We start from the raw sequence: 26,871 nt of genomic DNA, 5'->3' as shown, positions 1-26,871 counted from the left end.
TTAAGGCGTCTTCAAACAATAGGAGGTTGCCTATGTCATCGCGGGACGCCTGATCCGCCAGTACCAGGATTTCTGTCAGGATCGTGGTATTGATTTCTCGCTGAGCCGGTCGGTTCGGCCCTTTGATAGCACTACCCTCTTCTGTAGTGCCGGAATGCAGCAGTTCAAGCCGCTTTTCTCCGACCCCGCCTATTGCGGGACCTTTGCCAATCTTCAGCCTTGCCTGCGGCTTGGCGATCTCGATGAGATCGGAGACGGCACGCATTTTCTCCACTTCAACATGGTTGGGCTCTTCTCCTTCCGGCAGATGACGGTGAGCGAAGCAATCGATCTCTGGCTCGCGTTTCTCGACCGGATCGGCGCCCGGCCCGATCACGTGACGATCCATCCCGACAAGCTCTCAGATTGGGAGCCGCTCTACCGCGATCGGCTCCCATCGTTGCGGACCCGGAATGCACCTGGAGCGACGGGAACGTCGAGGGTTATTGCACGGAGTTCTACCGGAATGGCGTCGAGATCGGGAACATCGTCAACCCGCTTGGAACCTGCATCGACGCCGGGTTCGGGCTCGAGCGTCTGGACATGCTGGTCAACGGCACGCCGCCCGCAAGTCCTGAAACGATCCTGGTCGAGGCGATCGAGACCATCATCGCCAGCGGCTATCGCCCGGGAAACAAGGAGCAGGGCTATGTGCTGCGGAAACTACTGCGGCGACTGGCGGTTTCCGGCGGTCATCTCGATCATCCGTTCTTCAGGGACGAGCTTCGGCGGCAGGAACGGCTGCGCGAGCGATATACCCGATTGAAGCCTCGGCATCCCGACAAGCCGGCGCAATGGTGGTTTGACACACACGGCATCGACGTCACGGAGTTGGATAGCATCGATGCGACCGACGAGGCTCTCACGGCCGGCAGGTCAGACATAGACTGACGCTTTCTGCAATAGCCTCACTCCAATCCGGAGTGGGGCCTTTCCGGCGGAACGACGCAGAAGTGGGTGTGCCGCGACTGACCGGCCTCCGGCTGCAACCGATTGCATCGCTCCCCATCCGGGCGCAGACTGTGCGGCAAAGGGGGAGATCTGCCATGAGTGATCGAGAGCAACTCGAAAATACCATTCGTGAGTTCTATCGGGCCCGAGACAAGGGCGACATCGATGCCATGATGGCACTCTTCGATCCGGCCTGCCGCTTCCGGATCGCCGGAAGCGACAAACTCGGCTCGATAACACAGCAGGTCGACGGGCAGGCCGCCTTACGTGAAGCGGTGACGACGCTGGTCGACACCTGGGATCTTTCCAACGTCAGGATCACCAGCCTTCATGTCGACGGAGACACTGTCTTCGTTCACCGCACGGGAGAGATCCGCTTCATTCCGTCCGGCGAGGTGACGCCCACCGAGCTTCTGGACAAGCTGACCTTCCGAAACGGGCTGGTGGTCGACTATCTCGAATTCGTCGATACGCTGCTGGTGGCGGATACGATCGGTCTGTTCGACACCTGACGGGACCGGCTGACTGTCCTACATCATCGGAAAATCCGATGATGCTATCGATACTTCCCGTTTCCCTTGCCCCGAACGTTGTGTGCTTCTGCTCCGTCGTAGAGCGCCGCGCGTCCGATTGGACGCGCTAAGGACGCTCTACAACTTTGAATCGGCGCATAGACCTTTCCGAAAATCGATTCCGATTTTCGGGGCTATGCGCTAACGACAGTGGAGACAGAAGATGAATCATGCAACGGGCGTAACGAAGAGAGTCCTTATCGCAGGCGGCAGCTCGGGCATGGGCGAGGCGCTTGCCGCGCGCATGCTCAAGGAAGGCGCCGAGGTGACGATCGTCGGCCGCAGCGGCGAGCGGTTGTCCGCGGCAAGGAACAGGCTGCCGGATCCGGAACGCGTGCGGATATGCGCGGCGGATATTTCCAAGGAGGAGCAGGTCGCGCGGTTGTTCGGTGAGGTCGGTGAGCTCGATCACATCGTCAGCACTGCCGCAGACATCGACGGTGCTTACGAGCTTCTTCCAGACCTTGCCTTGGCGGCCGTGCAGCGCGCGCTGGAAAGCAAGGTCCTCGGACCCATCCTGCTTGCGAAGCATGGCGTGCCGCGGCTTTCGCGATCGGGCTCCATCACGTTTACCTCCGGCATTGCCGCCTATCGGCCGCTGGCAAGGGGTGCTGCGGTCGCCACCATCAATGCGGCCCTTGAAGGGTTGGTGCGGGCGCTCGCTGTGGAGCTCGCGCCTATCCGGGTGAACGCCGTGTCGCCGGGATGGGTGGATACGCCGATCTGGACGTTCGTGGCCGGCGATGCCAAGGATGAGCGGCTGGAGGCGATGGCCAAAAGACTTCCGGTCGGCCGGATAGGGCAGGCGGATGACATTGCGGATGCAATCGCCTTCCTGATGAGCAACGGCTTTACGACAGGAACCGTCCTGCACGTCGAAGGCGGCCACCGCCTGATCTAGCTAGCTTTCCAGCCCGACTTTTGCCGCATCGATCAGGGATCTGAGCCCCGGGGGCTGAACGCGTCTGCGGCGCCAGATCATGTGAAGGGCGGCCCGCTGGATGCCCCCCGGCCATGGCTTCTCGACCACGTCGCCGCGCTCTACGGCTTCGGCGGCCGCAAGACGCGGGACAAGGCCGTTGCCGGCCCCATTTGCCACCAGGCGGCAGATCGTGCCGATACTGTCGACTTCAGCAACAAGCCTGGGCGGAGCGATTTCCGCCTCGGCGAAAGCCCGGTCGAACAGGTGGCGATAGACGCATCCGGTTTCGGTGGCGATGAAGGGTTCCGATGTAAGATCGTCCACGGTGGGCGCCGGGCGGCGCGCCGATTTTCCTCCAGGCGGCGTGATCAGGACCAGCGGTTCGTCGGCGATCCTGACGCTGACCAGCCGATTCGAGCGTGTCCCGTTTGAGAAGGCAAATCCGAGATCGATTTCGCCATCCTCGATTTTTCTGCGTAGTTCGCCGCTTCCGGCGATCTTCACCTGCAGGAATATTGCCGGATGGCTGCGGCTAAAGGCGGCCATGAATGCCGGAAGCCTCGCCGCGGCGATGGTTTCCAGTGCTCCGATGGTAAGCGTCGCGCCCGTCGCACCGGCGGCATCGGCGACCGCGGAACGTGCATCTTCCGCCAATGCCAGAAGTTCGACGGCATAGGTCCTGAGCGTGTCTCCGGCCGTGGTCAGCGTCAGACCGCGGTTCGAGCGCTCGAACAGGGTGGCGGCGAGATCGGTTTCCAGTGCCTGGAGCTGGTCGCTTACGGCCGATTGCGACAGATGAAGCTCGGCCGCCGCCCGTGTCACGTTGCCGGTCCGCGCTACGGCAAGGAAGGTTTTGAGCTGTCGAAGATGCATTGCTGCCAATCCAAACGGCGCCAGTCGAAAGCCATGGGCGATAGGTGGAGCGCTCCTGTTTCGAGTTCTCCCATCAGCCGGGACTTCACGTCAAGCGCCTTGCCGCAGGAGGTCGCCGGGGCTAACCTTATCGGCTTCCGAATTGGGGAGATCAGCCATGCTGTCCGATCCTTGCCGCGCATTTCGCAAGCTTGCCTATAACAATGCGCTTGCGAATTTTCGCCTGCATCAGGCCTGCGCCCGCCTGCGCGAGGGCGAATTCGAAGCGCCGCGCACCAGTTTCTTTCCCTCCATCAAGGCAACGCTCAACCATATCCTGACGGTCGACTGGTTCTATGTCGACGGATTGGAGGGCGGTACGCTCGGGCCGAAGGCCTGGGCGGTGGAAGAACCATGCGAGACGATCGACGCCCTCGCCGCCGAGCAGGCCAAGGTCGACCGGCGGCTGGTCGCGGTCTGCGAGGCGCTGACACCGGAGAAGCTTTCCGCCACCGTGGCGCTGAACCGCATCAGCCGCATCCAGGAGGAGCGGAGGGAGGATGTGCTCGGCCACCTGTTCCAGCATCAGACGCATCATCGCGGGCAGGTTCATGCCATGATGGCCGGAACCACCGTGAAGCCGCCGCAGCTCGACGAATTCATTGTCGCCGACGATGGCAGATTCCGCACCGAGGAACTCGCGGCAATGGGCTGGAGCGAAGAAAAGATCATGGGTTAGGGTGGGGAAAACTCTCAACGAATCCGACGTTATGGATCGAAATTGGAGTGCGGTGAAAGCCCCTCATCTGCCCTTCGGGCACCTTCTCCCCGCAGGCGGGGCGAAGGGGGAGTCGCGCCCTCCGTCGTCCCTCACGGCGGCGGTTGGTTCGTAGGCGCCGCTTGCTCGATCGTTCCCTCGCCCCGCTTGCGGGGAGAGGGCTAGGGTGAGGGGCCCTTTCAGCGACATCCGTCTCTAAGGTCGCAGGTCCCGAGCAAGGGCGGAAAGCGTTTCCTTAAGCAACTCCAGCCCGCCTCCGGTCCAGCCGAGGGCGGAGATTTTTTCCGTCGCCATGACGTTCACGCGAGCGCGGTCGGCAGGCGCTGGAAGGGGATGCGGACAGGCTGCCTCCCGCCGGATCACGGCCAGGATATCGTGCGTGTCGGTGAGGATGTCCGAAACGTTGAAGACCTCGCCGCTGATGCGGGCGCTTTCTGTTTCCAGCATCAGCCGCACCGCGCGGGCCGCATCGCGGCCGTGCACTTCGGTCCCGGCGCGCGACGGCACCTGCCGGCCGGCAAGATAATCGGCGAAAAGATCGCCCCACTTGTTGGGGCGCAGATCGCCGTAGACGCCGGTCAGCCTGAGGCTGGCGGTGGCAAAGCCGGGGGCGGCGAGGTCCGCGAGCGCCCTTTCGGCGTCGAGCTTCACCTGTCCGTAGAGCGTTTCCGGCTTCGGCGCTGTCGTCTCGGCGAGCATCGTGCCTGGCGGCTGTTCGCCATAGACTGCGCGGCTGGAAAGAAAGACCGAGCGGCGGGTGCCGGCGCGCTTGGCCGTCTCGAAGAGCTTGACCGAGCCTTCGAGGTTGAGGCGACGGAAGCCGTCGGGATCGCCGCCCTCACCGCCGCGGTATTTTCCGGGCAGGTGATCGAAGGCGGCGTGCACGAAGAAATAGGCCTCGTCGAAAGCGGCGATCTGGTCGATGCCAGGGTCGAGCGACAGGGGTACGAACTGGACGGGATGCGAAAAGAGGACGGGCGAGGGCGCATTACGGCCGCCCACCGTCACCTGATAGCCGGCGGAAAGCAGGTCCTCGACGATATAGCGTCCGACGAGGCCCGTTCCCCCGGATACCAGTATCCTCATGCGGCCTCTTTCGGATTAATGAAACTTGCGACATCCGGCACGTCCTTGCCGGCGTGGAAGCGGTGCCAGAGATCAATCAATGGCTGCAGCCGCTCGGCCTTCGGATGATCCTTCTCCCAGGGCTTCTCATACTGGTAGTGCAGGATGGATATGCTCTGCCAGTCCCAGAGTTCCGGCATATTGAACCAGACATATTGCAGCATGTTCATGAAGATCGGCAGGCCGTGCCAATCCGGGAAGAAGGTCTGGAGGAAGGTCTGGTCCGTCCGCCGCCAGAAGGCGCCCGGCTGGTCGAGGGAGCGCAGCATCGTCTTGAAGGTCGAAAGCGAGGGCTTGGCGACGAAGACGCCGGAATTCATCCGGTGGAAGTCGGCAAGGCTTTCGTAGACGTTGGGTGCGGCCGAAAATTCAGGATAGTCGAAGAGCCGGTCGACGTTCCTGAGCACGAGCGCATCGGCGTCGATGAAGACGCAGGTATCGTATTCGATCAATTGCCAGAGCCTGAGCTTGCAGAAATTGTCGAGCGGCGAATGGAAGACCGGCTTGCGGCCCTTGGTGAAGGGGGCAAGGCCATGCAGATTGCCGCGCGCGTGGCGCTCGTTGAATTCGTCTGACAGCGGCAGGTGTCCGACTTCGACCATCCGGCAGCCAAGCGCTTCGAGCGGCATCAGATCAGCGTCGTCGACGCCACCGGTATAGAGCACGACGACATCGGCTCTGGTCGCCGTCAGGAAGATCGAGCGGGCGAGCGCCAGCGCTCCCGTGGCATAGTCGCCATTGGTGACAAGGGTGACGAAGGCCTGTCGCGCCTGCGGGCTGGTGCGGGCGCGAACGCCTTCAAGCATTTCGCTGCCAATCATCATGACACGGATTTCAAACGTTTGCCTTCGGGATCGTGATTGATCGTCGCGGCGATGTCCTTCGTCCAGGCAGAGACGGCAGGCACACGCGAACGATCGACGCGATAGGCGTATTTCCGGGCGACGTCAACGATCTCGCTGAGCAGGCCCGCCTGCAGGGTGGTCGGATTGAGGCCGAGATCAAGGAATTTCGCATTCTTCACGACGAGCTCGTTTTCCGCCGCCTCCTTGCGCGGGTTGGGCAGCCAGACGATGTCCGACCCGCTCATCTTCGCGATCATTTCGGCAAGATCGCGCACGCGATGCGTTTCCGTCATCTGGTTGAAGATCTCGACGCGGGTGCCGCGTGCCGGCGGGTTCTTCAGCGCCAGCTCGATGCAGCGCACCGAATCCTGGATGTGGATGAAGGCGCGGGTCTGACCGCCGGTGCCGTGCACGGTCAGTGGATAGCCGATCGCCGCCTGGATCAGGAAACGGTTCAGCACCGTGCCATAGTCGCCGTCATAGTCGAAGCGATTGATGAGCTGCGTGTGGCGGCGCGTCTGCTCCGTATGCGTGCCCCAGACGATGCCCTGATGCAGGTCGGTGATCCTGAGGCCGTCATTTTTGGCATAGAACTGGAAGAGCAGCTGATCGAGGCACTTGGTCATGTGGTAGATGGAGCCGGGATTAGCCGGATAAAGAATTTCCTGGCTCACGGTACGGCCATCCTCGGTCTCGATACCGACGGGCAGGTAGCCCTCCGGAATGGCGGCCCCCACGGTCGAGTAGCCGTAGACGCCCATGGTGCCGAGATGGACGAGATGGGCGTCGAGATTGAGCTCGACGAGCGCATTCAGCAGATTGTGCGTGGCGCTGACATTGTTGTTGACGGTGTAGTTCTTGTGGCGGTCGCTCTTCATCGAGTAGGGCGCGGCGCGCTGCTCGGCGAAATGGACGATCGCATCCGGCCGGTGCTCGGCGAGCCACTTCTTCAGAAGCTCGTAGTCCTTGGCGAGGTCGATCAGGTTGAAATGGATGCGGCGGCCGGTCTCTGCATGCCAGATGCGCGTGCGCTCCTGGATGGAATCCATCGGCGTCAATGACTGCACGCCGAGTTCGGTGTCGATCCAGCGACGGGAAAGATTGTCGAGGATGTGGATCTCGTGACCCGCGTCGGAGAGATGCAGCGATGTTGGCCAACCGATGAAACCGTCGCCGCCCATTACCGCAATCTTCATGACTTCATCTCCTGTCGGTATCACTGTCGGGAATAATTAGGAATTATGACAATTGTTCAACGCTTGCCTGTCAATCAGTCTTGCGCCAAAGAGACGCGGCGACAGTGGAGAAACAGATGAACAGTGCGCTATTTCCGATCTCGGGAGAGTTGACCGAAGGCGGCCATCGCCTGATGCAACGGGTCTATTACGAGGACACCGACTTTTCCGGGCTGGTCTATCACGCGCGCTATCTGCACTTCCTCGAGCGCGGTCGCACCGACTATCTACGGTGTCTCGGCGTCGAGCAACGCGAACTGATCACCGCCGACGAGGAGGGTCTCGTCTTCGTCGTCCATCGGATGGAGATCGATTTCCGCAGCCCCGCGCGGATGGACGACATCCTGGAAATCCGCACGGTGACGGAAAAGGCAGGCGGCGCCAAGATGGTGCTGTCACAGGAAATCCGCCGCGGCGATACGCCGCTGATCGCCGCCAAGGTTATCATTGCCGTCATCAACGCCAAGGGACGCCCACGCCGGCTGCCGGAGGCGCTCGCCCGGCAGATGCTGGTAGCGTCGGAAGCGGGGGCCTGAAACGGGTTTTTTTGATGTGCGGCGAAAGCCCCTCATCCGACCCTTCGGGCCACCTTCTCCCCGCAGGCGGGGCGAAGGGGGAGTTGAAGCCTCCGTCGTCCCTCACTGAGGCATTGATCTAACCACTTGCTCGATCGTCCCCTCGCCCCGCTTGCGGGGAGAGGGCTAGGGTGAGGGGCAAATCACACCCGCTCAAAATGCAGGCTTGTAAAAACTTGAATTTCATGTGAAGGAATTTTCGCGCTGCAAGTCATGCGCCGCGCCGACGCCGGAGAAGGTCCGGTCGAGCAACTCCATGGCCAAAATATCCGCCACTGTAATCCTGTCATATTGAGACACTAACCTTCCCTTAACCATATTACTCTTAATAGTGTCATGGTGACTAAGTCACAGATTGTGCGGTGCACGCCTTCCTTTGACCAAATTTGACGGCAAGAGAAGGCACAAGAGCTTGGAGGCTTGACCAGGGCGTTCAGCGGCGGCTGCCGGACATTTCTTGCGAAATCACTTCATGCCGCCCGGTCCTGCACCGGGCGTTTGGATTCGGGGATTTTGGATCTATGGAACAAGTTGGATTGGCAGCAGCAACGGCCGACGTGACCCTCTGGTCGCTGTTCATGCAAGCGGGCCTGGTCGTTAAACTGGTCATGCTCGGGCTTATCGCGGCATCGGTCTGGACATGGGCGATCGTCATCGACAAATACCTGGCCTTCGGCAGAGCCCGTCGGCAGTTCGACAAGTTCGAGCAGGTGTTCTGGTCCGGACAGTCGCTCGAAGAGCTCTATCGCACGCTCTCCGAGCGCACGAATACGGGTCTCAGCGCCATCTTCGTCTCGGCCATGCGCGAATGGAAGAAATCCTTCGAGCGCGGCGCCCGTTCGCCGATCGGCCTGCAGATGCGCATCGACCGCGCCATGGACGTCACGCTTGCGCGTGAGTCGGAATTTCTGAGCGCCCGTCTCGGCTCGCTCGCGACCATTGGCTCGGCGGGGCCCTTCATCGGCCTCTTCGGTACCGTCGTCGGTATCATGACCTCGTTCCAGGCGATCGCCGGTTCGAAGTCGACCAACCTCGCGGTGGTTGCTCCCGGTATCGCGGAAGCATTGCTTGCGACGGCAATCGGCCTCGTCGCCGCTATCCCGGCGGTTATCGCCTACAACAAGTTCTCTGCCGATGCGGCCAAGCTCTCGGCGCGCATGGAAGGTTTCGCGGACGAATTCTCCGCCATCCTTTCGCGCCAGATCGACGAGAAGCTGCAGCCGCGTCAGGCCGCGCAGTAAGTCACGGACGGAACCGGAGTAGAACCCATGGGAATGTCTGTTGGTGGCAATAGCGATGGCGGCGGGCGTCGTCGTCGCGGCAGCCGGAAGGCGCTGGTATCCGAGATCAACGTGACGCCGCTCGTCGACGTCATGCTGGTGCTGCTCATCATCTTCATGGTGGCGGCACCGATGATGACGGTCGGCGTGCCGATCGACCTGCCGCAAACCCAGGCCAAGGCCCTCAACGCCGATACGCAACCGATCACCATTTCGGTGAAGGCGGACGGCGAGGTCTACCTGCAGGAAACGCCGATCCCGGTCGCGGAAGTGGCCGGCAAGCTGCAGGCGATCGCGACGACCGGCTATAACGAGCGCATCTTCGTGCGCGGCGATGCGACCGCGCCCTACGGCGTGATCGCCGACGTCATGGCCCGCATCCAAGAGGCGGGCTACAAGAATATCGGCCTGGTGACGCAGCAGAAGAAGGACCAGTAGCGAAGAAAGATGAGGTCCAGCGTCGTCACATCTGCTGTTCTGCACGGCCTGGTGCTCACCTGGGCACTGGTGACTATTGGGGCGCCGGAGTCTTTCAAGGTCGAGGACACCGAGGCGATGCCGGTCGATATCGTTTCGGCTGATTCGCTCTCTGCTCAGGGCGACCAGAAGGCACCGCCCAAGGAGAAGCCGGCTCCGAAGCCGACGACGCGCCCGACCGAAGTCGAAAAAGCCGAGAACATGGGCGACAACAAGGTTGACGTGAAGACACCGCCGGTGCCGAACGCCAAGCCTAACGACAACGAAAGCGCTGCGGCGCCGAAGGCCACCGAGAAGCCTCTTCCCAAGACCGATCCCGTGCCGAACGAGGTCAAGGAAATATCCAAGGAAGAGACGGATGTCACCGACCCGAAAGAAGTTGCCGCAATTCCGGAGAGCAAGCCTGAGGTGACACCGACGCCGCCCCAGCCGGAAACGAAGCCGCAGGAGCAGGCCCAGCCTGAGGAAAAGCCGGATGCCGAGGCGCTCCCGGAAAATGTTCCTCTTCCCGCGGTCAAGCCGCAGGTGAAGCCGCCGGAGCAGAAGCCGGTGGAAAAGCCTCCGGAAAAGAAGCCGGATCAGCCGAAGGTCGCCGACAAGACGAGCGACCGGAAGAAAGACGATCAGAAGCATGACATGGCGAAGGCCGCGTCTTCGAAGCAGAGCGACTTCAATGCCGACGAGATCGCCGCACTTCTCAATAAGCAGGATCCGTCAAACGGTGGCGCCAAGCGGTCGACCGAAGTTGCCTCGCTCGGCGCCAAGAAGAGCACAGGCGGGCAGAAGCTCAGTGCTGACGAGATGGAGGGACTGCGCAGCCTTATTCGAGGCAACTGGAACATTCTGCCCGGCTTGACGGATATGGATAAGGTACAGGTGACGGTAAAGTTTGAACTCGACCAGAGCGGCGCGATCATCGGCGATCCACAAGTAGAAATTTCAGGTGACGCCAATGACGGTACCAAGAGCGCCCTTTCCGGCGGAGCCAAACGCGCCGTGTTGAAATCCGCGCCGTTCAAACTTGACCCCGCTAAATTCGATACCTGGCATGAGATGATCGTTCATTTCGACGCCAGCGATCTCGCAATGTAATCCCGAAAGGCCTGGCAGATATGACTAAGTGTTCCCTGATCCGCGTCCTTCTCATGCTGACAGGCATGATGGCCGCGGCTATCGCGACACCCGCGAGCGCGGTGGTAGAACTCAACATCAACAAGGGCAATATCGAACCGCTGCCGATCGCCATCACTGACTTCATTTCAAACGGCGACCTCGGCGCGCAGATCTCGCAGGTTGTCGCTGCCGACCTGCAGCGTTCCGGCCTGTTCGCGCCGATCGACAGGAAGGCCTTCATCGAGAAGATTTCCAATCCGGACAGCCAGCCGCGCTTCGAGGACTGGAAGGTCATCAATGCGCAGGCGCTGGTGACCGGCCGCGTCAGCCAGGAAGGCGACGGGCGTCTTCGCGCCGAGTTCCGCCTCTGGGATACTTTCGGCGGCTCGCAGATGACCGGCCAGCAATTCTATACGCAGCCGGAGAACTGGCGCCGCGTCGCCCATATCATCGCCGATGCGATCTACAAGCAGATTACCGGCGAAGAGGGTTATTTCGATACGCGCGTCGTCTTCGTTTCCGAGAGCGGCCCGAAGACCGCCCGCAAGCGCCAGCTCGCCATCATGGACCAGGATGGCTTCAACGTGCGTACGCTGACCGATGGCAGCGACCTCGTGCTGACGCCGCGCTTCTCGCCGAGCCGGCAGGAAGTCACCTACATGTCCTTCGCCAACCAGCAGCCGCGCGTCTACCTGCTGCAGCTCGAAACCGGGCAACGCGAAGTGGTCGGTAACTTCCCGGGCATGACCTTCTCGCCGCGCTTCTCGCCGGACGGCCAGCGCGTCATCATGAGCCTGCAGCAGGAAGGCAACGCCAACATCTATACGATGGATCTGCGCTCGCGCACGACGACGCGGCTGACCTCGACGGCGGCGATTGACACCTCGCCCTCCTATTCGCCTGACGGCAGGCGCATCGCCTTCGAGAGCGACCGCGGCGGCCATCCGCAGATCTACGTCATGAACGCCGACGGCTCCGGCCAGACCCGCATTTCCTTCGGCGACGGCAACTATTCGACGCCCGTCTGGTCGCCGCGCGGCGATCTCATCGCCTTCACCAAGCAGGCCGGCGGCAAGTTCTCGATCGGCGTGATGAAGCCTGACGGCACCGGCGAGCGCATCCTGACCACGGGCTTCCATAACGAAGGGCCGACCTGGGCTCCGAACGGGCGCGTCATCATGTTCTTCCGCCAGGCGGCCGGCGCGGGCGGTCCGCAGCTCTACTCGATCGATCTGACCGGCTACAACGAACAGCTCGTCAAGACGCCCGGCTACGCTTCCGACCCGGCATGGTCTCCGCTGATGGAATAGTTGTTCACAGGCTTGCCTCTTTGTCGCCGCAAAGTGCTGAAAATTGAGCGATTCAGGGACAAGATAAAATTTTGTTAACCATAATTGTTGAAGGCAGGTTAACCGAGCGCGGTTACAGTCCAGCAACCCTAATGAAGTTTGCTCTTATGAAGTTCGCAAGGAGACCGGCGTTGAGCCATACCACAACTCAGGCCATGGGCCGCATGCAGTCTTTTGTCCGTAATCCCGTCATGATCGCACTTGTCGCCGGACTGGCCCTGGCCGGCTGCGCCTCCAAGAAGAATATGCCGAACAGCGCCGGAGAGCTCGGCCTTGGTGGCGCCGCAACGCCCGGTTCGCAGCAGGACTTCACCGTCAATGTCGGTGACCGCATCTTCTTCGATACGGACTCGTCGTCGATTCGCGCCGATGCGGCCCAGACGCTCGACCGTCAGGCACAGTGGCTCGCCCGCTATCCGAACTACCAGATCACTGTTGAAGGCCATGCCGACGAACGCGGCACGCGCGAATACAACCTCGCTCTCGGCGCACGCCGTGCGGCCGCCACCAAGGACTATCTCGCTTCGCGCGGCGTCCCGGCAGGTCGCATGAAGACGATTTCCTACGGCAAGGAACGTCCGGTCGCCGTCTGCGACGATATTTCCTGCTGGTCGCAGAATCGCCGCGCCGTCACGGTTCTCGGTGGCGCCGGCAGCTGATCGCTGCGAAATTTTCAGGAATTCAGAAGGCGGCCTCTCCGGAGGCCGCCTTTTCTTTTTGAACACACTTTGGCCAGACTCCGTTGCTTTTTGGAGGCAATTGGAAAAATCTCCTGTTGCGCGTCGCGCGCGAAGAATCACAGGGACAGGACGAACCATATGAGAAAACTAGTCGTGGCAGGCATGCTTTGTCTGGCGACCATAGCGGGTACTGAACGAACGGCCTATGCGCTGTCGATCTTCGGCCTGCATCTGGGCGGGAAGCCGGCTCAGGACCGGCCCCTCGAAAGCCCCTCCGTCGAAATTCCGCAGGGCCAGGGCGGAAATTTTGACCGACCGGTTATCAAGGTGCAGAGCAGTGACGCCGAGATGCGCCTTCAGCAGATGGAAGAGCAGATGCGCCAGCTCAACGGCCGCATCGAGGAGATGAGCTATCAGCTCCTCCAGATGCAGGAGCAGTTGCGCAAGACGCAGGAGGATAATGAATTCCGCTTCCAGCAGCTCGAAAAAGGCGGCAAGGCGACGCCGGCAGGCACCCGCAAGAGCGAGGCCGACGTGCCGCCTCCGGCGGGCGGACAGCAGGGTGACGATGTCGCGAGAGTCATCCAGGCGCCGCAGGACATGGAGACGGCGCCTTCCAATGACGTACAGAAGGAGGAGGGGCTCGGCCAGCCCCCATCCGAACTCGGCTCCATCGAGTTGGACCAGAGCGGCAACACCATCGGTGCAACCAGAAACAGCCAGTCCAATGCCAGCCGCCCGCTTTCGGGCAGCGAGCAGGGAGCGCCGCAGCAGACTGCGTCGCTCGGCAATGAGAACGACACCTACAAGGCGGCCTATGGCCATGTGCTTTCCGGCGATTACGCGCTCGCCGAGCAGGAGTTCGGCCAGTTCATTGCCTCCTATCCGAAGAGCACGCGTGCGGCCGACGCCAATTTCTGGCTCGGCGAGGCGCTCTACTCGCAGGGCAAGTTCAACGAGGCCGCCAAGACCTTCCTCAATGCCCACCAGAAATACGGCACCTCCGAAAAGGCGCCGGAGATGCTCCTGAAGCTCGGCATGTCGCTTGCCGCCCTCGACAACAAGGACACGGCCTGCGCCACGCTCAAGGAAGTGACGCGGCGCTATCCGAAGGCCTCGCGCGCCGTCATCACCAAGGTTTCCAGTGAGCAGAAGCGTCTGGCCTGCTGAACGGCCAGCCTTGACTCCCGTTCATCATATCATTTCCCCTGAGATCATCTCTCCTGAGGCGGCAGCCGGCCTTTTCCTGACATCGCTGAAGACACCCGCGCGCATTCTCGTCGCCGTTTCGGGCGGCAGCGATTCCACCGGGCTTCTCGTCGCACTCGCCTCTTTTCTCCAGGATCATAGCCAGCCCGGCCTTTCCCTTTGCGCCGCGACCGTCGATCACGGCCTGCGCGCCGATTCCGCCGATGAGGCGCGTCAGGTCGCCGCCCTTTGTGCCGGCCTCGGTATTGAGCATGTTACCCGTCTCTGGCAGGGACAAAAGCCGGCAACCGGCATCATGGCCGCCGCGCGGGAGGCCCGTTACGACCTTCTTGCCGATGCGGCGCGGGAACTTGGCGCCGACCTCGTCGTCACTGCGCATACCCGCGACGACCAGGAGGAGACGTTTGCCATGCGCGCGACGCGCGGGATAAGCGCCGGCGTCGGCATTGCCGATGCGGTCCTCTTCGATCGGCGGATCTGGGTGCTGCGGCCGTTTCTTTCCTGCCGCCGCGCCGCCATCCGCGCCGCTCTGCAAAAGAAGGACATTTCCTGGATCGAAGATCCGAGCAACGAGGACCTGAAGTACGAGCGCGTGCGCACGCGAAGGAAGCTCGCTGAGGAGGGGAGCCCGGCGGATCCGATCGAAGGCGGCGAGCGTCGCTTGCGGCTATCGACCGCCGCCGCCGAATGGCTGGAGGCCGCCTTCACGCTCCATGGCGGCATTGTCGGCCATCTGTCGCCGGAGGCGCTTGTCGCCCATCCTGCACTTCTTTCCTATGCGCTCGGGCATCTTGTTGCCGTCCTGGGCGGGCAGGCTTTTCCGCCGGGGCGGGACGCACTTCAACGCATTCTTGCCTTTATAGCCGCGGGGACGCCCGGGCGGATGACGGCGGGCAGGGTCGTCTTCGATCTAAGGCGCAACGGGCTTTATCTGATGCGCGAGCGCCGGAGTATTTTGCCGCTTCTTCTCAAGCCCGAACAAAGCGGCATCTGGGATGGCCGCTTCGAGATCGTCAACGGTTCGGCGGCAGCCATTCGTGTCGAGGCCGGGGACGGAGATGAGTCAGCGGGAGCGCTTTTTGCGACGCTTCCGAAGGGCATCCGTCAGCGCGCAGCCGCTGTCCAGCCGAAGATCCTGGACGCGATGGGAGCCGAAATTTCCGCGCAGATGGAAGGACAAGTCGCGGTCATGCCGGTTCTGGCGCCGTTCGACCGTTTTTTGACACGATTTGACCTCACCTTCGCAAATAGCGTTGCGGCCGTCTTCGCAAGAAAGAGTTATTTGACCTTGCCGCTTTAGGCGTTATTGACGGAAAACGCATTTGACAGTGTGGTTTGCCTTGGCAATGGCATGGCGTAACCCTATGTTAAGGGGCAAGTATAGCAGCCGCCAGAAGGTGAGCTGTTCCAGTGCTGGGGAGTTCGATGAACCCTAATTTACGTAATTTCGCCTTGTGGGCAATCATAGCGCTGCTGCTGATTGCCCTGTTCAGCATGTTCCAGACCGCGCCGGCGCAGACGAGCTCCCGTGAGATTCCCTATTCGCAGTTCCTGCGTGAGGTTGACTCTGGTCGCGTGCGCGATGTGACCGTGACGGGCAATCGCCTGTTCGGCAACTATGTTGAAAACGGCACCACATTCCAGACCTATGCGCCTGTCGTCGACGACGCTCTGCTCGAGCGGCTGCAGTCGAAGAACGTGACGATCACCGGCCGTCCGGAAACGGATGGTTCCTCCGGTTTCCTGAGCTATCTCGGCACCCTTCTGCCGATGCTTCTGATTCTCGGCGTCTGGCTATTCTTCATGCGGCAGATGCAGGGCGGCTCGCGCGGCGCCATGGGCTTCGGCAAGTCCAAGGCCAAGCTTCTGACGGAGGCGCATGGCCGTGTCACCTTTGACGATGTCGCAGGCGTCGACGAGGCCAAGCAGGACCTCGAGGAAATCGTGGAGTTCCTGCGGGACCCGCAGAAGTTCCAGCGCCTCGGCGGACGCATTCCGCGCGGCGTGCTGCTTGTCGGCCCTCCGGGTACCGGTAAGACACTGCTTGCCCGCGCGATCGCCGGCGAGGCCAATGTGCCCTTCTTCACCATATCCGGCTCCGACTTCGTCGAAATGTTCGTCGGTGTCGGCGCAAGCCGTGTCCGTGACATGTTCGAGCAGGCGAAGAAGAACGCGCCCTGCATCATCTTCATCGATGAAATCGACGCCGTTGGCCGCCATCGCGGTGCCGGACTCGGCGGCGGCAACGATGAGCGCGAACAGACGCTCAACCAGCTGCTGGTCGAGATGGACGGCTTCGAGGCAAACGAAGGCATCATTCTGATCGCGGCGACCAACCGTCCCGACGTTCTCGATCCGGCGCTCTTGCGTCCGGGCCGTTTTGACCGGCAGGTTGTCGTTCCGAATCCTGACATCGTCGGCCGCGAGCGGATCCTGAAGGTGCATGCCCGCAATGTTCCGCTGGCGCCGAATGTCGATCTCAAGACGCTTGCCCGCGGCACGCCCGGATTCTCCGGTGCCGACCTGATGAACCTTGTCAACGAGGCAGCCCTGATGGCGGCGCGCCGCAACAAGCGCCTCGTCACCATGCAGGAATTCGAGGACGCCAAGGACAAGATCATGATGGGCGCCGAGCGCCGTTCCTCGGCCATGACCGAGGCGGAAAAGAAGCTCACGGCTTATCACGAGGCGGGCCACGCGATCACGGCGCTGAACGTTGCCGTCGCCGACCCGCTGCATAAGGCCACGATCATACCGCGTGGCCGGGCGCTCGGCATGGTCATGCAGCTTCCCGAAGGCGACCGCTATTCGATGAGCTACAAGTGGATGATCTCGCGCCTCTGCATCATGATGGGCGGCCGTGTCGCCGAAGAGCTGACCTTCGGCAAGGAGAACATCACCTCCGGTGCATCCTCCGACATCGAGCAGGCGACCAAGCTTGCCCGCGCCATGGTCACGCAATGGGGCTTCTCCGACGAACTCGGGCAGGTCGCCTATGGCGAGAACCAGCAGGAGGTCTTCCTCGGCCATTCGGTTTCGCAATCGAAGAATGTTTCGGAAGCAACCGCACAGAAGATCGACAATGAGGTTCGCCGCCTGATCGACCAGGCCTACCGGCAGGCGCGCGACATCCTGACGGAGAAGCACGACGACTTCGTGGCGCTTGCCGAAGGGCTGCTCGAATACGAAACCCTGACGGGCGAAGAGATCAAGGCTCTGATCCGCGGCGAGAAGCCTTCGCGAGATCTCGGCGACGATACGCCTCCGAGCCGCGGCTCGGCTGTTCCCAAGGCCGGCGTCAAGAAGGACGGTTCTGTGGCCAAGGGCGACGAGCCGGAAGGGGGCTTCGAGCCTCAGCCGCGCTGATACTATTGGACGAGGCCAGAAACCAAAGACCAGCTTCCCCGACCGGAAGCTGGTCTTTTACATATTAGTAACGGGATATAATCATTTTTCTTGTTAATTGACGTGATGCGAACCGCAATTTGTGGCATGCCGCTATCAAGCGGGATTGTGAATGTCCCTATGTGAGTCCGTGTATCGGGCTTGTTTACGCATCGCGCGGCCGGGTGGTGGCGCGCGGGAATCGCGGGAGTACAAATGAAAAGACGTTATTTCGGGACGGACGGCATCCGGGGGCAATCCAACATCTTTCCAATGACGCCAGACCTCGCCATGCGGGTCGGTATTGCGGCGGGGACGATCTTCCGTAACGGCGCCCATCGCCATCGCGTGGTCATCGGCAAGGATACGCGCCTTTCGGGATACATGCTGGAGAACGCCCTGGTTGCAGGGTTTACCGCCGCCGGGCTGGATGTGTTTCTGCTCGGTCCCATCCCGACGCCCGCCGTCGCCATGCTCACCCGTTCCCTGCGCTGCGATATCGGTGTGATGATTTCCGCTTCGCACAATCCCTATCAGGACAACGGCATTAAGCTTTTCGGCCCCGATGGCTATAAGCTTTCCGATGACATCGAGTTGCAGATCGAGGACCTGGTCGACAAGGACATGTCCGGGCAGCTCGCCAAGCCAGAGGAAATCGGCCGCGCCAAGCGCGTCGACGGCGACATCTACCGTTATCTGGAGCACGTCAAGCGCACTCTGCCGCGCGACGTCACGCTGCAGGGCCTGCGCGTCGCAGTCGATTGCGCCAACGGGGCGGCCTACAAGGTGGCGCCGGCCGTGCTCTGGGAACTCGGCGCCGACGTTGTGACGATTGGCAACGATCCGAACGGCACCAACATCAATTTGAATTGCGGCTCGACCAATCCCGTCGCGCTGCAGAAGAAGGTGGATGAGGTGCGCGCCGATATCGGGATTGCGCTCGACGGCGACGCCGACCGCGTCATCATCGTCGATGAGACCGGCACGATTGTCGACGGCGATCAGCTCATGGCTGTGATCGCCGAGACTTGGGCGGAAAACCAGCAACTTCGCGGCAACGGGATCGTTGCGACGGTCATGTCCAATCTCGGCCTGGAGCGCTTCCTCGAAGAGAAGGGCATGATCCTCGCCCGCACGAGGGTCGGCGACCGCTACGTGGTCGAGCATATGCGCCAGCACAACTTCAATGTCGGCGGCGAGCAGTCCGGCCACATCGTCCTTTCGGACTATGGCACGACCGGAGACGGGCTTGTCGCGGCGCTGCAGATCCTTGCCGCCGTCAAGCGCACCGGCAAGACGGTCAGCGAAGTCTGCCGCCGCTTCGAGCCGGTGCCGCAGCTCCTGCGCAATGTCCGCATTACCGGCGGCAAGCCGCTCGAAGACACTCACGTCCAGCAGGCGATCGCCGATGCCGAGAGCGAGCTTTCGCGCAATGGCCGGCTGGTCATCCGCCCCTCCGGCACGGAACCACTGATCCGCGTCATGGCGGAGGGCGACGATCGCAGCCAGATCGAGCGCATCGTCAACGATCTCATCGGGCTGATCTCCAACGTCCGGACAGCAGCCTGATTCCTGGATGGACGTCCGTAACTAACGGGCCGGTGCCTTCGCACCGGCTTTCATTAAGACCCTATGCGGATTTTGCTTCCTCGACCTCGGCGCGGCGGAAGCAGCCGCTGGAATGGTCGTTGACGATGCCGACGGCCTGCATCCAGGCATAGACAATCGTCGGGCCGACGAACTTGAAGCCACGGCGTTTCAATTCCTTCGAGACCCGTTCGGAAAGCGGTGAGGATGCGACCCAGCTTTGCCCGTCGTTCTTCATCACGTTGCCATCGGTGAAGGACCAGCAGAAATCGCTGAAGCTTTCGCCGCGATCCTCCATCTCGCAGTAGATCCTGGCGCCTTGGATCGTCGCTTTGATCTTTGCCCGGGCGCGGACGATGCCGGGGTCTGCCATCAGGCGCTCGACATCCGCCTCGCCGAACTCGGCGACCTTCCTGGGGTCGAAGCCGGCAAAGGCGGCGCGGAAGGCCTCGCGTTTCTTGAGGACTGTGATCCAGGAGAGGCCGGCCTGAAATCCTTCCAGCATCAGCACTTCCCACAGCATGCGGGAATCGCGCTCCGGCACGCCCCACTCCTCGTCGTGATAGGGACGCATCAGCGGATCACCCTCCGCCCAGCTGCAGCGATGATACTCCGTCATGGCGTAACCTCCGCAGAACCCATTGTCATCACTAGAGCGTTTCAGCTTTTCATGGAAGCGCAGAACCGCTCTAACCCTTTGTTTTTACGCAATTCCGGACGGAAAACCGCTTCGCACTTTTCCTGGAATTGCTCTAATGACGGCCCAGGGCCTTTTCCGATCTTGCATCGAAGATATAGAGCGAGCCGGGTGCGGCGTGCGCGCGGACTTCGCTGCCGATGGAAGGTATCATTTTACCGGGCGCCGTGGCGATCACGGATGTGCCGGCGACGTCGAAATGCACCAGCGTCTCGGCGCCGAGCGGTTCCACGACGGTGGCGATTCCCGAAAGCGACAGGCCGCCGTCCGCCACACCGTCGATGACGAGATCATGCGGCCGCACGCCGATCATGTGTTCCCGGTTCTGGCCGATTTCGGCGCGGGTTCCGTTCCACATCCCGGGAACGAGATTCATCGAGGGGCTGCCGATGAAGCGCGCCGTGAAGATATCAACGGGGTTTTCGTAGATATCCATCGGTGTTCCCGACTGCAGGATGCGACCGTCGCGCATAACCACGATCCGATCGGCCATCGTCATGGCTTCGATCTGGTCATGCGTGACGTAGACGATGGTGGTGCCGAGCCGCTGATGCAGCCGCTTGATCTCGATGCGCATCTGCGCGCGCAATTGTGCATCGAGATTGGAAAGCGGTTCATCGAAAAGGAAGGCCGAGGGATTGCGCACCATGGCGCGACCGATGGCGACGCGCTGGCGCTGACCGCCGGATAGGGCGGCGGGGCGGCGTGAAAGATAGTCCGTCAGGCCAAGGATCTCGGCCGTCTCGTCGATACGCTTGTCCTTCTCGGCCTGGGGCAGCTTGGACGTATAGAGGCCGAAGCCGATGTTCTGCCTGACGCTCAGATGCGGATAGATGGCGTAATTCTGGAAAACCATGGCAATGTTGCGCTGCTTCGGCTCACGTTCGTTTACGATGTCGCCACCGATCTTCAGCGTGCCGCCGGAAATGTCTTCCAGTCCCGCGATCATTCTGAGCGTCGTCGATTTGCCGCAGCCGGAGGGGCCGACGAAGACGACGAATTCGCCATCGGCAATGGCGAGGTCGATGCCGTGGACGACAGCCGTCTTGCCGTAGCGTTTGACGAGGCCCTGCAGTTCGATATTCGCCATCAGACCGCTCCCATCAGTGCCTTGAATCTGGTTTGCAGTTCATGCGCCGCTTCTGCTTCCCGCGCGGCATTTTCGTCCGCCTCGCGGGCGAGTGCTGCTGCCTTCTCGCGATAGGCGGCCAGTGCGTCCGCCATTGGCTCCGGAGCCGGCCCGCCGAAACGCGCACGCACGGCGACGAAGTGTTCAGGCGAGACGATCTCGGCGAAGTTTCGCCGATCTATTGCAGGCTTTCGTCCGACCGCGCCCTGGAAAGCCTCGAGGAAGGGATCGTAGCCGTCATCCGAAAGTCCGGCTTGCCTTGCGACCACCGCCCTTGCGACGGATGCGGCGATCTCGTGCGCCTGTCGGAACGACAGCCCTTCGAGCCGGACCAGAGAATCGGCAAGCTCAGTGATGGTGATGCAGGAACGGCGAATATTGCCGGCGACGCGCTCGGGATCGATGCGGATCGAGGCGACGAAGGCTGCCATGAGATCGAGAACGCGGCCGGCGGATTGGAAGGCTTCGTAGCCCATCGACTGGGTCTCGCCTTCGCTGTCGTTCATATCGGTGAAAGGCGTGTTGTGCATGACGTCGAGCACGGTGCGGGCGCGCCCGAAGGTCTGGCTCGCCAGATGCCGCATATGCTCGATCGGCACGGGGTTGCGCTTCTGCGGCATGATCGACGAGATCTGCACCAGCGCATTCGGCACGTAGATCTGCCCGACCTCGAAGCTCGTCCAGAACTGGAAATCCTGGATGAGGCGTCCGAGATGCAGGAACATCAGCTCGATCGCGCTGTAGGTGGCGGTCGTATAATCGACAGCTGCGATGCAGCTGTAGGAATTGCGCAAGGGCGCGGAGAAGCCGAGCAGCTCGGCGACGCGGGCGCGGTCGATCGGGAAGCCGGAGGTGGTGATCGCCGCGGCACCCATTGGGCTCAGATCGACGATCCGGCGTGCCTCGGAAAAGCGCTCGATGTCGCGGATCAGGACTTCGATCGCAGCTGAAAGATAGTGGCCGAATGTCGTCGGCTGCGCCGGCTGGCCATGGGTATAGGCGACGATCAGGGTCGTTTTTTTCCGCTCGGCCGTCTCGATGAGGGCGGAGAGCAGGACGCGCCCCTTGACCATCAGCGCATCGATACGCTCCCTGAGGCCAAGCTTGAAAAGCGTGTGGTCGATGTCGTTGCGTGAGCGGGCGGTGTGCAGACGACCCGCGACGTCCGCGCCGATCCGGGCCTTCAGTTCCTTCTCGATGAGGAAGAAGAAATCCTCGACCTCGCCGGTGTAGACAAGCTTCGAGGGATCGATGTCGCGGTCGATCGCGTCCAGGGCGCTAGCGATCTGTGCTCCCTGGCTTTTGTCGAGAATGCCGGTCTCGACCAGCATGACGAGATGGGCGCGGTCGATCCGGCGGAAGCCGTCGACATGATGGGTCTTGGCGCCGTCGAAGAGCGGACGCAGCACGGTTTCCTTATAAACGGGATCAGGGAAGACGCTGTCGTCGGAGAGGCGTGGATCGGTATCGGTCATGCGATTATCCCTTCAGGCCGGCCAGCATGACGCCACGCACGATGTAGCGTTGCAGCACCAGGAAGACGACGAGCGTCGGCAATGTCGCAAGAGCGGCGCCGGTCATGATCATTTCCCATTGGATGGATTGCTCGACGGCAAAGCTCGAAAGCCCGACCGGAAGCGTATAGAGCTCGCGGCTGGTGACGACGATAAGCGGCCAGAAGAAGGCCGTCCAGTTGCCGAGGAAGGTGAAGATGGCAAGCGCCGAGAGAGCCGGCGTCACGAGCGGCATCGCCACCTTCCACCAGATCTGGAACTCGTTGAGCCCGTCGATGCGTGCAGCCTCCAGGAAATCATTCGGAACCGTTTCGAAAAACTGTTTCATCAGGAAGGTGCCGAAGGCCGTCATCATGCCGGGGAACATGATGCCCCAGTAGCTGTCCAGCCAACCGAGCTGGCTCGACATCAGGTACCAGGGAATGACCAGCATTTCGGTCGGGATCATCAAGGTCGACAAGATCGCGAGAAAGATGAGGTAGCGGCCGCGGAACTCGAATTTGGCAAGCGTATAGCCGACAAGGCTGTCGAAGAAGACGTTCGAGAGCGTCACCGTGCAGGCGACGATCGCCGAATTCAGGAACCAGTGCAGGAAGCGGCCGTCGGAGAGGACCGCGATGTAGTTCTGCAGCGTCGGCGCAGCCGGGATCAGGCGCAGGTCATAGACCTGGTCCGCCGTTTTCAGCGAGGTCGAGAACATGAAGAGCAGCGGCGTGATCATGATCAGTCCGCCGATGAAAAGCAGCGTCCAGGCTATGATGCGGCCCGGGCGGATATTGGCCTTCGGCAGTGGCACCGCTGTTTCGGTCATGGCGGTCATTTGCGCTCCCTCAATATCCAGAGCTGAAGCAGCGAGACGATCAGGAGGATCGCGAAGAGCACGACCGTCTGTGCGGCCGCATAGCCCATATTGTAGGAGGAGAATGCGGTCTGATAGATCATCAGCACAAGCGGCTTGGTCGAACCCAGCGGCCCGCCGGGGTCGTTGGTCGTCATATTGTAGACCTGGTCGAAGATGCGCAGGAAGCCGATCGAGGAGAAGACGACGAGGAAGACAGTGGTCGGCTTCAAAAGCGGCAGCGTGATCTTCCAGAGGATCGGCCATTCGCCGAGGCCGTCGATGCGCGCGGCCTCGTAATAGGTCGAGGGAATGGCGCGCAGGCCGGCCATGAAAATGATGATCTGAAAGCCGAGCCCGGCCCAGATCGCTGTCACCATGATCGATGGCAGCGCCTGATCGACGGAACGGATGAATTGCTGCTGTGGCAGTCCGATGAGGCCGAGAACGTTATTGATGACGCCGATCGGAGGCGGCTGATAGAACCAGCGCCATACCCAGGCCATCGCTGCTGCGGTTGTCAGAAACGGCAGGAAATAGAGGGCCCGGATCAGCCCATGCATGAAACGCACGCGATCGAGATGGAAGGCGACGGTGAAGGAGATGAGGAGGCTCAGCGGCGTGCCGATAATCAGATAGGTGAACGTATTGCGGAAAACCTTCCAGAACTGCGGATCGTTATAGAGCTTCACATAGTTGGCAAAGCCGATGAATTTCGGCGGCTTCAGCAGGTTCCAGTTGGTGAAGGACAGGTAGAAGGCTTGCAGCGTCGGATAGAAGCGGATGACGCAATAGAACAGGATCGGCAGCGCCAGAAACGTCCAGACCCAGACGAGGCGCTTGTGGCGCATCGAAAGCCGATCCCAGGAGGATGCGGCGGGGCGGCTCGAGGCCGTCCCTTCCGTGTTCGCGGATGCGGAGCTCATGGCAAGGCCTATTTGCTCTTGGCGTTGTCAATGATCTCCTGCTCGGCAGCTGCGGCCTGGGCAAGCGAATCCTCCGGCGACTGGCCTTCGAGAAGGACGCGGTTGGCCATGTCGATCGCGGTCTGGCGCTGGCCGGCCTCGTCGACGAAGAGTGTGGTATGCGCGTAATCGAGTGCTTTCAGGAAGGGGCCATAGACCGGATCGGCCATGTTCGCTTCCGTCATGGCGGCGGAACGGCGCGCCGGCAGTTCGCCGACCGTCTGCAGCCATATCTGCATGGCTTCCGGCGACGTGACGTAGGTGAGGAACTTCTTGGCGGCCTCCAGCTTCTCGCCTTCGACTTTTGCGCCGATCGCATTGGCGAAGTAGCTCGCATAGTTCGAGCGCACACCATCGGCACTGGCCGGCAGTTCGGTGACGCCCCATTCGAAATCCTTGATGCTCTTGAACGAACCGAGGCGGAAGGTTCCGTCGATCGTCATGGCGGCCATGCCGGCACGGAACGCGGCCTGGCCCTCGTCCATGAAGCCAACCTTCCCGACCTTCTTCTCGGTCTGCAGGCTCGTATAGAATTTCAGCGCTTTCAGACCGGCATCGCTGTTGTAGGTGACCTTGGAATAGTCCGGCGAATAGGGCTCGCCGCCATTCTGGCGGATCAGCACTTCGCGCCACCACTGATGGTCCTGCCCAGCCATGTCGAGCGTCGTGCCGGCAATGGTCAGGTTGCCGCTGGCATCGTGTTTGGCGGTCTTTTCGGCCGCGGTGACGAATTCATCGATCGTCTTGGGCGGGTTATTCGGGTCGAGACCCGCTTCCTGGAAAAGCTTCTTGTTGTAGAAGAGCGCGAGTGAACGCACTGCGGTGGGCAGGCCGTAATAATCATCGCCGCGCTTCATGGCGCTGACGATCGGGAAGAATTCGCTTTCGATCTTGTCGTGCGGGAAGGCATCTTTCGGCAGCGGCTGGACGAGGCTGCCGGCGATGAACTGGTCGAGCCAGCCATAGAATAGCTGCATCACATCCGGACCCTTGCCGGCAAGGTTGGCCGCAACCACACGCGTCTGGTAGTCGGCATAGGGGAAAGTGGTCTGCTTGACGGTAATGTCCGGGTTGGCCTTTTCAAAATTCGCGATGAGCTGGTCCATCGCCTTGACGCGCGTGTCATAGACATACTGCCAATATTCGATTTCGACGGCCTGCGCGCTGTTGACCGCGACCATGCTGATGCCGGCAAAAAGGCCGGCGAAGAAAATTCCACGACGCATAATATCCCTCCATTCCCGCGGAAGGCGGTTCTCCGCCACTCGGGCTCATTCGGTTCCCCAGAGCTACCGGCAAGACCCCGGTGCCCCGATTTGATTTTCCGGGAAAGTGAGTTCCGCCCGCAGGCGCTCCTCCCCTCGGCATCGCATGTTTGCGATCCTCTCAGGCTCCTTCGGGCGGGAGAGTTTGTCAATAAGATAATTTAGTTTAATTATTCTATTGCGAGGTTGCGGAAAGTGGCGCTATCCATACCGGTCTAGGCGTGAGGGAAGGATATGGCGCGGCAATCCGGCAAGCAGCAGATCGCGATCGGCAAGAATCCCGAGCGGAGCCGCGATCACAACCGCCGGGTCGTACTGGACCTCGTGCGCATGCATGGCTCGCTCGGCCGCATGCATATTGCCAAGCTCTCGCATCTGACCGCTCCGGCGGTCGCCAACATCGTCGATGAGCTCGTCAGTGAAAAGTTCCTGATGGAAATCGGTCGGCGGCGTTCCGGTCGCGGTCAGCCGCCGATCCAGTTTGCCGTCAATCCGGACGGTGCGATCACCATCGGCGTGGAGATCGCCGCCGACCACATGGTTACCACCGTGCTCGATCTTTCCGGGCAGATACGGTCGAAGGCGATCACGCCGGTGGCGGATGCCGGACCGGCGCATATCGTGCCGCTCTTCGCAAGGCAGATCGCCGAGATGAAGAGGCGCTTTCCCCTGAAGCTCCTCGGCACCGGCGTCGTCATGCCGGGCCCCTTCGAGATCGAAGGCATGAGCTCCGTCGGCCCGACGACTTTGCCCGGCTGGAGTGTGACCAATCCCGTTGCCGTGCTCAGCGAGGCGAGCGGCGAGACGGTGATCGTGGAGAACGACGCCAATGCCGCAGCCGTCGGCGAGCGTCTCTTCGGCGCCGGTCGGGCGATCTCGAATTTCTGCATGATCTATTTCGGGGTCGGTGTCGGCCTGGGGCAGATCCATGATGGCCTGCTTTTCCGCGGCGCGTTCGGCAATGCCGGCGAAATCGGCCATGTCGTGGTCGCGCCCCGCGGAAAGCCCTGTGCTTGCGGTCAGCATGGCTGCCTGGAGGGCTACGCCTCGCTTCATGCGCTGAGGGAAAAGCTTGCCCTGGCGGGCCATCGCAATGTGGATTTCTCGATGATCGAAGCGCTGCACAGGGATGGCGATCCCGTGTTGCGGGAATGGATAGCGGAGACCGCCGACTGCCTTTCGCCCATGGTCGCCATGCTCGAAAACGTCATCGATCCCGAGACGGTCATTCTTGGAGGGGCTCTGCCGGATGCCGTGATCGACGATATCGTCGCTGCCATGCAAGAATTGCCCGTCTCGGTGGCCAGCCGGAGAGCGCGCGCCTTGCCGCGCGTCATCCGCGGCCAGGCGGGACAGTTGACGGCGGCGCTCGGCGCCGCTGCACTGCCGCTCTTCGAGGTCGTTACACCCAAGCTTGAGATTTCACCGACAGTCATTGCCGACAGCGCCGCCTGAAGCCTCGTATTGCTCTAACTTTTGTTTTTTGCGCA

General features: G+C 61.5%; 24 protein-coding genes and 1 pseudogene. 15 read left to right on the top strand and 10 right to left on the bottom strand.

The features are described from left to right. Positions 1–37 precede the first annotated feature (37 nt). The 3 genes and pseudogenes from AAE029_RS32145 (at position 38) to AAE029_RS32135 (ending at position 2,463) form a co-directional block, all read left to right on the top strand. Positions 38–930 (top strand): annotated as a pseudogene (locus tag AAE029_RS32145) (alanine--tRNA ligase-related protein). Between the two features lie 155 nt (positions 931–1,085). Beyond that, positions 1,086–1,502, top strand: a complete 417-nt coding sequence (locus tag AAE029_RS32140; RefSeq protein ID WP_371076984.1) for a nuclear transport factor 2 family protein — start codon at positions 1,086–1,088, stop codon at positions 1,500–1,502. A 223-nt stretch (positions 1,503–1,725) separates the two neighbouring features. Beyond that, positions 1,726–2,463: an SDR family oxidoreductase gene (locus AAE029_RS32135; RefSeq protein ID WP_371076983.1), complete on the top strand. Its 738-nt coding sequence runs from the start codon at positions 1,726–1,728 to the stop codon at positions 2,461–2,463. On the opposite strand, the gene AAE029_RS32130 is transcribed toward AAE029_RS32135, so the two are convergent. Continuing rightward, a complete protein-coding gene (locus tag AAE029_RS32130; RefSeq protein WP_371076982.1) occupies positions 2,464–3,357 on the bottom strand; it encodes a LysR family transcriptional regulator in 894 nt (297 codons plus the stop codon). Positions 3,358–3,514: 157 nt separating this feature from the next. Here AAE029_RS32130 and AAE029_RS32125 point away from each other — a divergent pair, with 157 nt between their 5' ends. Further along, positions 3,515–4,075, top strand: a complete 561-nt coding sequence (locus AAE029_RS32125) for a DinB family protein (protein ID WP_371076981.1) — start codon at positions 3,515–3,517, stop codon at positions 4,073–4,075. A 234-nt stretch (positions 4,076–4,309) separates the two neighbouring features. Here AAE029_RS32125 and AAE029_RS32120 read toward each other — a convergent pair whose 3' ends face one another. From AAE029_RS32120 to AAE029_RS32110, 3 genes are read right to left on the bottom strand one after another with little or no spacing between them, the layout of a single operon-like run. Beyond that, the gene (locus AAE029_RS32120) at positions 4,310–5,200 is read right to left on the bottom strand and encodes an NAD-dependent epimerase/dehydratase family protein (protein WP_371076980.1); all 891 of its coding nucleotides are present in this window, start codon (positions 5,198–5,200) and stop codon (positions 4,310–4,312) included. Continuing rightward, positions 5,197–6,060 (bottom strand): glycosyltransferase, encoded by an 864-nt coding sequence (locus AAE029_RS32115; protein WP_371077038.1) that lies wholly within the window; start codon positions 6,058–6,060, stop codon positions 5,197–5,199. The genes AAE029_RS32120 and AAE029_RS32115 overlap by 4 nt, the downstream gene beginning before the upstream one ends. Continuing rightward, complete coding sequence (locus AAE029_RS32110; protein ID WP_371076979.1) at positions 6,060–7,280, bottom strand: NAD-dependent epimerase/dehydratase family protein; 1,221 nt, start codon at positions 7,278–7,280, stop codon at positions 6,060–6,062. Before AAE029_RS32110 ends, AAE029_RS32115 begins: the two co-directional genes overlap by 1 nt. A gap of 116 nt (positions 7,281–7,396) precedes the next feature. On the opposite strand from AAE029_RS32110, the gene ybgC reads away from it, so the two are divergent. The 10 genes from ybgC (at position 7,397) to glmM (ending at position 18,955) form a co-directional block, all read left to right on the top strand. Further along, positions 7,397–7,855, top strand: a complete 459-nt coding sequence (gene ybgC, locus AAE029_RS32105; RefSeq protein ID WP_371076978.1) for a tol-pal system-associated acyl-CoA thioesterase — start codon at positions 7,397–7,399, stop codon at positions 7,853–7,855. Positions 7,856–8,415: 560 nt separating this feature from the next. Further along, on the top strand, positions 8,416–9,135 hold the full coding sequence (tolQ, locus tag AAE029_RS32100) for a protein TolQ (protein ID WP_371076977.1): 720 nt from the start codon (positions 8,416–8,418) through the stop codon (positions 9,133–9,135). A gap of 27 nt (positions 9,136–9,162) precedes the next feature. Beyond that, entirely contained in the window at positions 9,163–9,612 is a 450-nt protein-coding gene (tolR, locus tag AAE029_RS32095; RefSeq protein WP_371076976.1) for a protein TolR, read from the top strand. A gap of 9 nt (positions 9,613–9,621) precedes the next feature. Then, on the top strand, positions 9,622–10,743 hold the full coding sequence (locus AAE029_RS32090; RefSeq protein WP_371076975.1) for a hypothetical protein: 1,122 nt from the start codon (positions 9,622–9,624) through the stop codon (positions 10,741–10,743). 20 nt (positions 10,744–10,763) lie between these two features. Next, positions 10,764–12,074, top strand: a complete 1,311-nt coding sequence (gene tolB, locus AAE029_RS32085) for a Tol-Pal system beta propeller repeat protein TolB (protein ID WP_371076974.1) — start codon at positions 10,764–10,766, stop codon at positions 12,072–12,074. A gap of 194 nt (positions 12,075–12,268) precedes the next feature. Beyond that, complete coding sequence (gene pal / locus AAE029_RS32080) at positions 12,269–12,772, top strand: peptidoglycan-associated lipoprotein Pal (RefSeq protein WP_371077037.1); 504 nt, start codon at positions 12,269–12,271, stop codon at positions 12,770–12,772. 159 nt (positions 12,773–12,931) lie between these two features. After that, the gene (gene ybgF / locus AAE029_RS32075; RefSeq protein WP_371076973.1) at positions 12,932–13,963 is read left to right on the top strand and encodes a tol-pal system protein YbgF; all 1,032 of its coding nucleotides are present in this window, start codon (positions 12,932–12,934) and stop codon (positions 13,961–13,963) included. Positions 13,964–13,973: 10 nt separating this feature from the next. Continuing rightward, on the top strand, positions 13,974–15,302 hold the full coding sequence (tilS, locus tag AAE029_RS32070; protein ID WP_371076972.1) for a tRNA lysidine(34) synthetase TilS: 1,329 nt from the start codon (positions 13,974–13,976) through the stop codon (positions 15,300–15,302). A gap of 125 nt (positions 15,303–15,427) precedes the next feature. Continuing rightward, on the top strand, positions 15,428–17,368 hold the full coding sequence (gene ftsH, locus AAE029_RS32065; RefSeq protein ID WP_371076971.1) for an ATP-dependent zinc metalloprotease FtsH: 1,941 nt from the start codon (positions 15,428–15,430) through the stop codon (positions 17,366–17,368). 234 nt (positions 17,369–17,602) lie between these two features. After that, the gene (gene glmM, locus AAE029_RS32060) at positions 17,603–18,955 is read left to right on the top strand and encodes a phosphoglucosamine mutase (protein WP_371076970.1); all 1,353 of its coding nucleotides are present in this window, start codon (positions 17,603–17,605) and stop codon (positions 18,953–18,955) included. A gap of 61 nt (positions 18,956–19,016) precedes the next feature. Here glmM and AAE029_RS32055 read toward each other — a convergent pair whose 3' ends face one another. The 6 genes from AAE029_RS32055 to AAE029_RS32030 all read right to left on the bottom strand — a co-directional run bounded on the left by AAE029_RS32055 (position 19,017) and on the right by AAE029_RS32030 (position 25,342). Then, on the bottom strand, positions 19,017–19,592 hold the full coding sequence (locus tag AAE029_RS32055) for a DNA-3-methyladenine glycosylase I (RefSeq protein ID WP_371076969.1): 576 nt from the start codon (positions 19,590–19,592) through the stop codon (positions 19,017–19,019). A 133-nt stretch (positions 19,593–19,725) separates the two neighbouring features. Continuing rightward, entirely contained in the window at positions 19,726–20,760 is a 1,035-nt protein-coding gene (locus tag AAE029_RS32050) for an ABC transporter ATP-binding protein (RefSeq protein WP_371076968.1), read from the bottom strand. Further along, positions 20,760–22,274 (bottom strand): argininosuccinate lyase, encoded by a 1,515-nt coding sequence (argH, locus tag AAE029_RS32045; RefSeq protein ID WP_371076967.1) that lies wholly within the window; start codon positions 22,272–22,274, stop codon positions 20,760–20,762. Before argH ends, AAE029_RS32050 begins: the two co-directional genes overlap by 1 nt. Positions 22,275–22,278: 4 nt before the next feature. Continuing rightward, a complete protein-coding gene (locus AAE029_RS32040; protein ID WP_371077036.1) occupies positions 22,279–23,124 on the bottom strand; it encodes a carbohydrate ABC transporter permease in 846 nt (281 codons plus the stop codon). Positions 23,125–23,129: 5 nt separating this feature from the next. Then, a complete protein-coding gene (locus AAE029_RS32035; RefSeq protein WP_371077035.1) occupies positions 23,130–24,002 on the bottom strand; it encodes a carbohydrate ABC transporter permease in 873 nt (290 codons plus the stop codon). 83 nt (positions 24,003–24,085) lie between these two features. Further along, positions 24,086–25,342, bottom strand: a complete 1,257-nt coding sequence (locus AAE029_RS32030) for an extracellular solute-binding protein (protein WP_371076966.1) — start codon at positions 25,340–25,342, stop codon at positions 24,086–24,088. Positions 25,343–25,615: 273 nt separating this feature from the next. On the opposite strand from AAE029_RS32030, the gene AAE029_RS32025 reads away from it, so the two are divergent. Then, the gene (locus tag AAE029_RS32025) at positions 25,616–26,836 is read left to right on the top strand and encodes an ROK family protein (RefSeq protein WP_371076965.1); all 1,221 of its coding nucleotides are present in this window, start codon (positions 25,616–25,618) and stop codon (positions 26,834–26,836) included. Positions 26,837–26,871: the final 35 nt, after the last annotated feature.

The sequence above is a fragment of the Sinorhizobium sp. CB7 genome, from assembly GCF_041357635.1.
Lineage (GTDB): Bacteria > Pseudomonadota > Alphaproteobacteria > Rhizobiales > Rhizobiaceae > Rhizobium.
This window is presented reverse-complemented; position numbering and strand designations above follow the sequence as displayed.

Excerpts from the sequence above, each read along its gene's own strand:
- AAE029_RS32140 (WP_371076984.1), top strand. The coding sequence starts at position 1,086 with ATGAGTGATCGAGAGCAACTCGAAAATACCATTCGTGAGTTCTATCGG.
- AAE029_RS32135 (WP_371076983.1), top strand. The coding sequence starts at position 1,726 with ATGAATCATGCAACGGGCGTAACGAAGAGAGTCCTTATCGCAGGCGGC.
- AAE029_RS32130 (WP_371076982.1), bottom strand. The coding sequence starts at position 3,357 with ATGCATCTTCGACAGCTCAAAACCTTCCTTGCCGTAGCGCGGACCGGC.
- AAE029_RS32125 (WP_371076981.1), top strand. The coding sequence starts at position 3,515 with ATGCTGTCCGATCCTTGCCGCGCATTTCGCAAGCTTGCCTATAACAAT.
- AAE029_RS32120 (WP_371076980.1), bottom strand. The coding sequence starts at position 5,200 with ATGAGGATACTGGTATCCGGGGGAACGGGCCTCGTCGGACGCTATATC.
- AAE029_RS32115 (WP_371077038.1), bottom strand. The coding sequence starts at position 6,060 with ATGATTGGCAGCGAAATGCTTGAAGGCGTTCGCGCCCGCACCAGCCCG.
- AAE029_RS32110 (WP_371076979.1), bottom strand. The coding sequence starts at position 7,280 with ATGAAGATTGCGGTAATGGGCGGCGACGGTTTCATCGGTTGGCCAACA.
- ybgC (WP_371076978.1), top strand. The coding sequence starts at position 7,397 with ATGAACAGTGCGCTATTTCCGATCTCGGGAGAGTTGACCGAAGGCGGC.
- tolQ (WP_371076977.1), top strand. The coding sequence starts at position 8,416 with ATGGAACAAGTTGGATTGGCAGCAGCAACGGCCGACGTGACCCTCTGG.
- tolR (WP_371076976.1), top strand. The coding sequence starts at position 9,163 with ATGGGAATGTCTGTTGGTGGCAATAGCGATGGCGGCGGGCGTCGTCGT.
- AAE029_RS32090 (WP_371076975.1), top strand. The coding sequence starts at position 9,622 with ATGAGGTCCAGCGTCGTCACATCTGCTGTTCTGCACGGCCTGGTGCTC.
- tolB (WP_371076974.1), top strand. The coding sequence starts at position 10,764 with ATGACTAAGTGTTCCCTGATCCGCGTCCTTCTCATGCTGACAGGCATG.
- pal (WP_371077037.1), top strand. The coding sequence starts at position 12,269 with ATGGGCCGCATGCAGTCTTTTGTCCGTAATCCCGTCATGATCGCACTT.
- ybgF (WP_371076973.1), top strand. The coding sequence starts at position 12,932 with ATGAGAAAACTAGTCGTGGCAGGCATGCTTTGTCTGGCGACCATAGCG.
- ftsH (WP_371076971.1), top strand. The coding sequence starts at position 15,428 with ATGAACCCTAATTTACGTAATTTCGCCTTGTGGGCAATCATAGCGCTG.
- glmM (WP_371076970.1), top strand. The coding sequence starts at position 17,603 with ATGAAAAGACGTTATTTCGGGACGGACGGCATCCGGGGGCAATCCAAC.
- AAE029_RS32055 (WP_371076969.1), bottom strand. The coding sequence starts at position 19,592 with ATGACGGAGTATCATCGCTGCAGCTGGGCGGAGGGTGATCCGCTGATG.
- AAE029_RS32050 (WP_371076968.1), bottom strand. The coding sequence starts at position 20,760 with ATGGCGAATATCGAACTGCAGGGCCTCGTCAAACGCTACGGCAAGACG.
- argH (WP_371076967.1), bottom strand. The coding sequence starts at position 22,274 with ATGACCGATACCGATCCACGCCTCTCCGACGACAGCGTCTTCCCTGAT.
- AAE029_RS32040 (WP_371077036.1), bottom strand. The coding sequence starts at position 23,124 with ATGACCGAAACAGCGGTGCCACTGCCGAAGGCCAATATCCGCCCGGGC.
- AAE029_RS32035 (WP_371077035.1), bottom strand. The coding sequence starts at position 24,002 with ATGCGCCACAAGCGCCTCGTCTGGGTCTGGACGTTTCTGGCGCTGCCG.
- AAE029_RS32030 (WP_371076966.1), bottom strand. The coding sequence starts at position 25,342 with ATGCGTCGTGGAATTTTCTTCGCCGGCCTTTTTGCCGGCATCAGCATG.
- AAE029_RS32025 (WP_371076965.1), top strand. The coding sequence starts at position 25,616 with ATGGCGCGGCAATCCGGCAAGCAGCAGATCGCGATCGGCAAGAATCCC.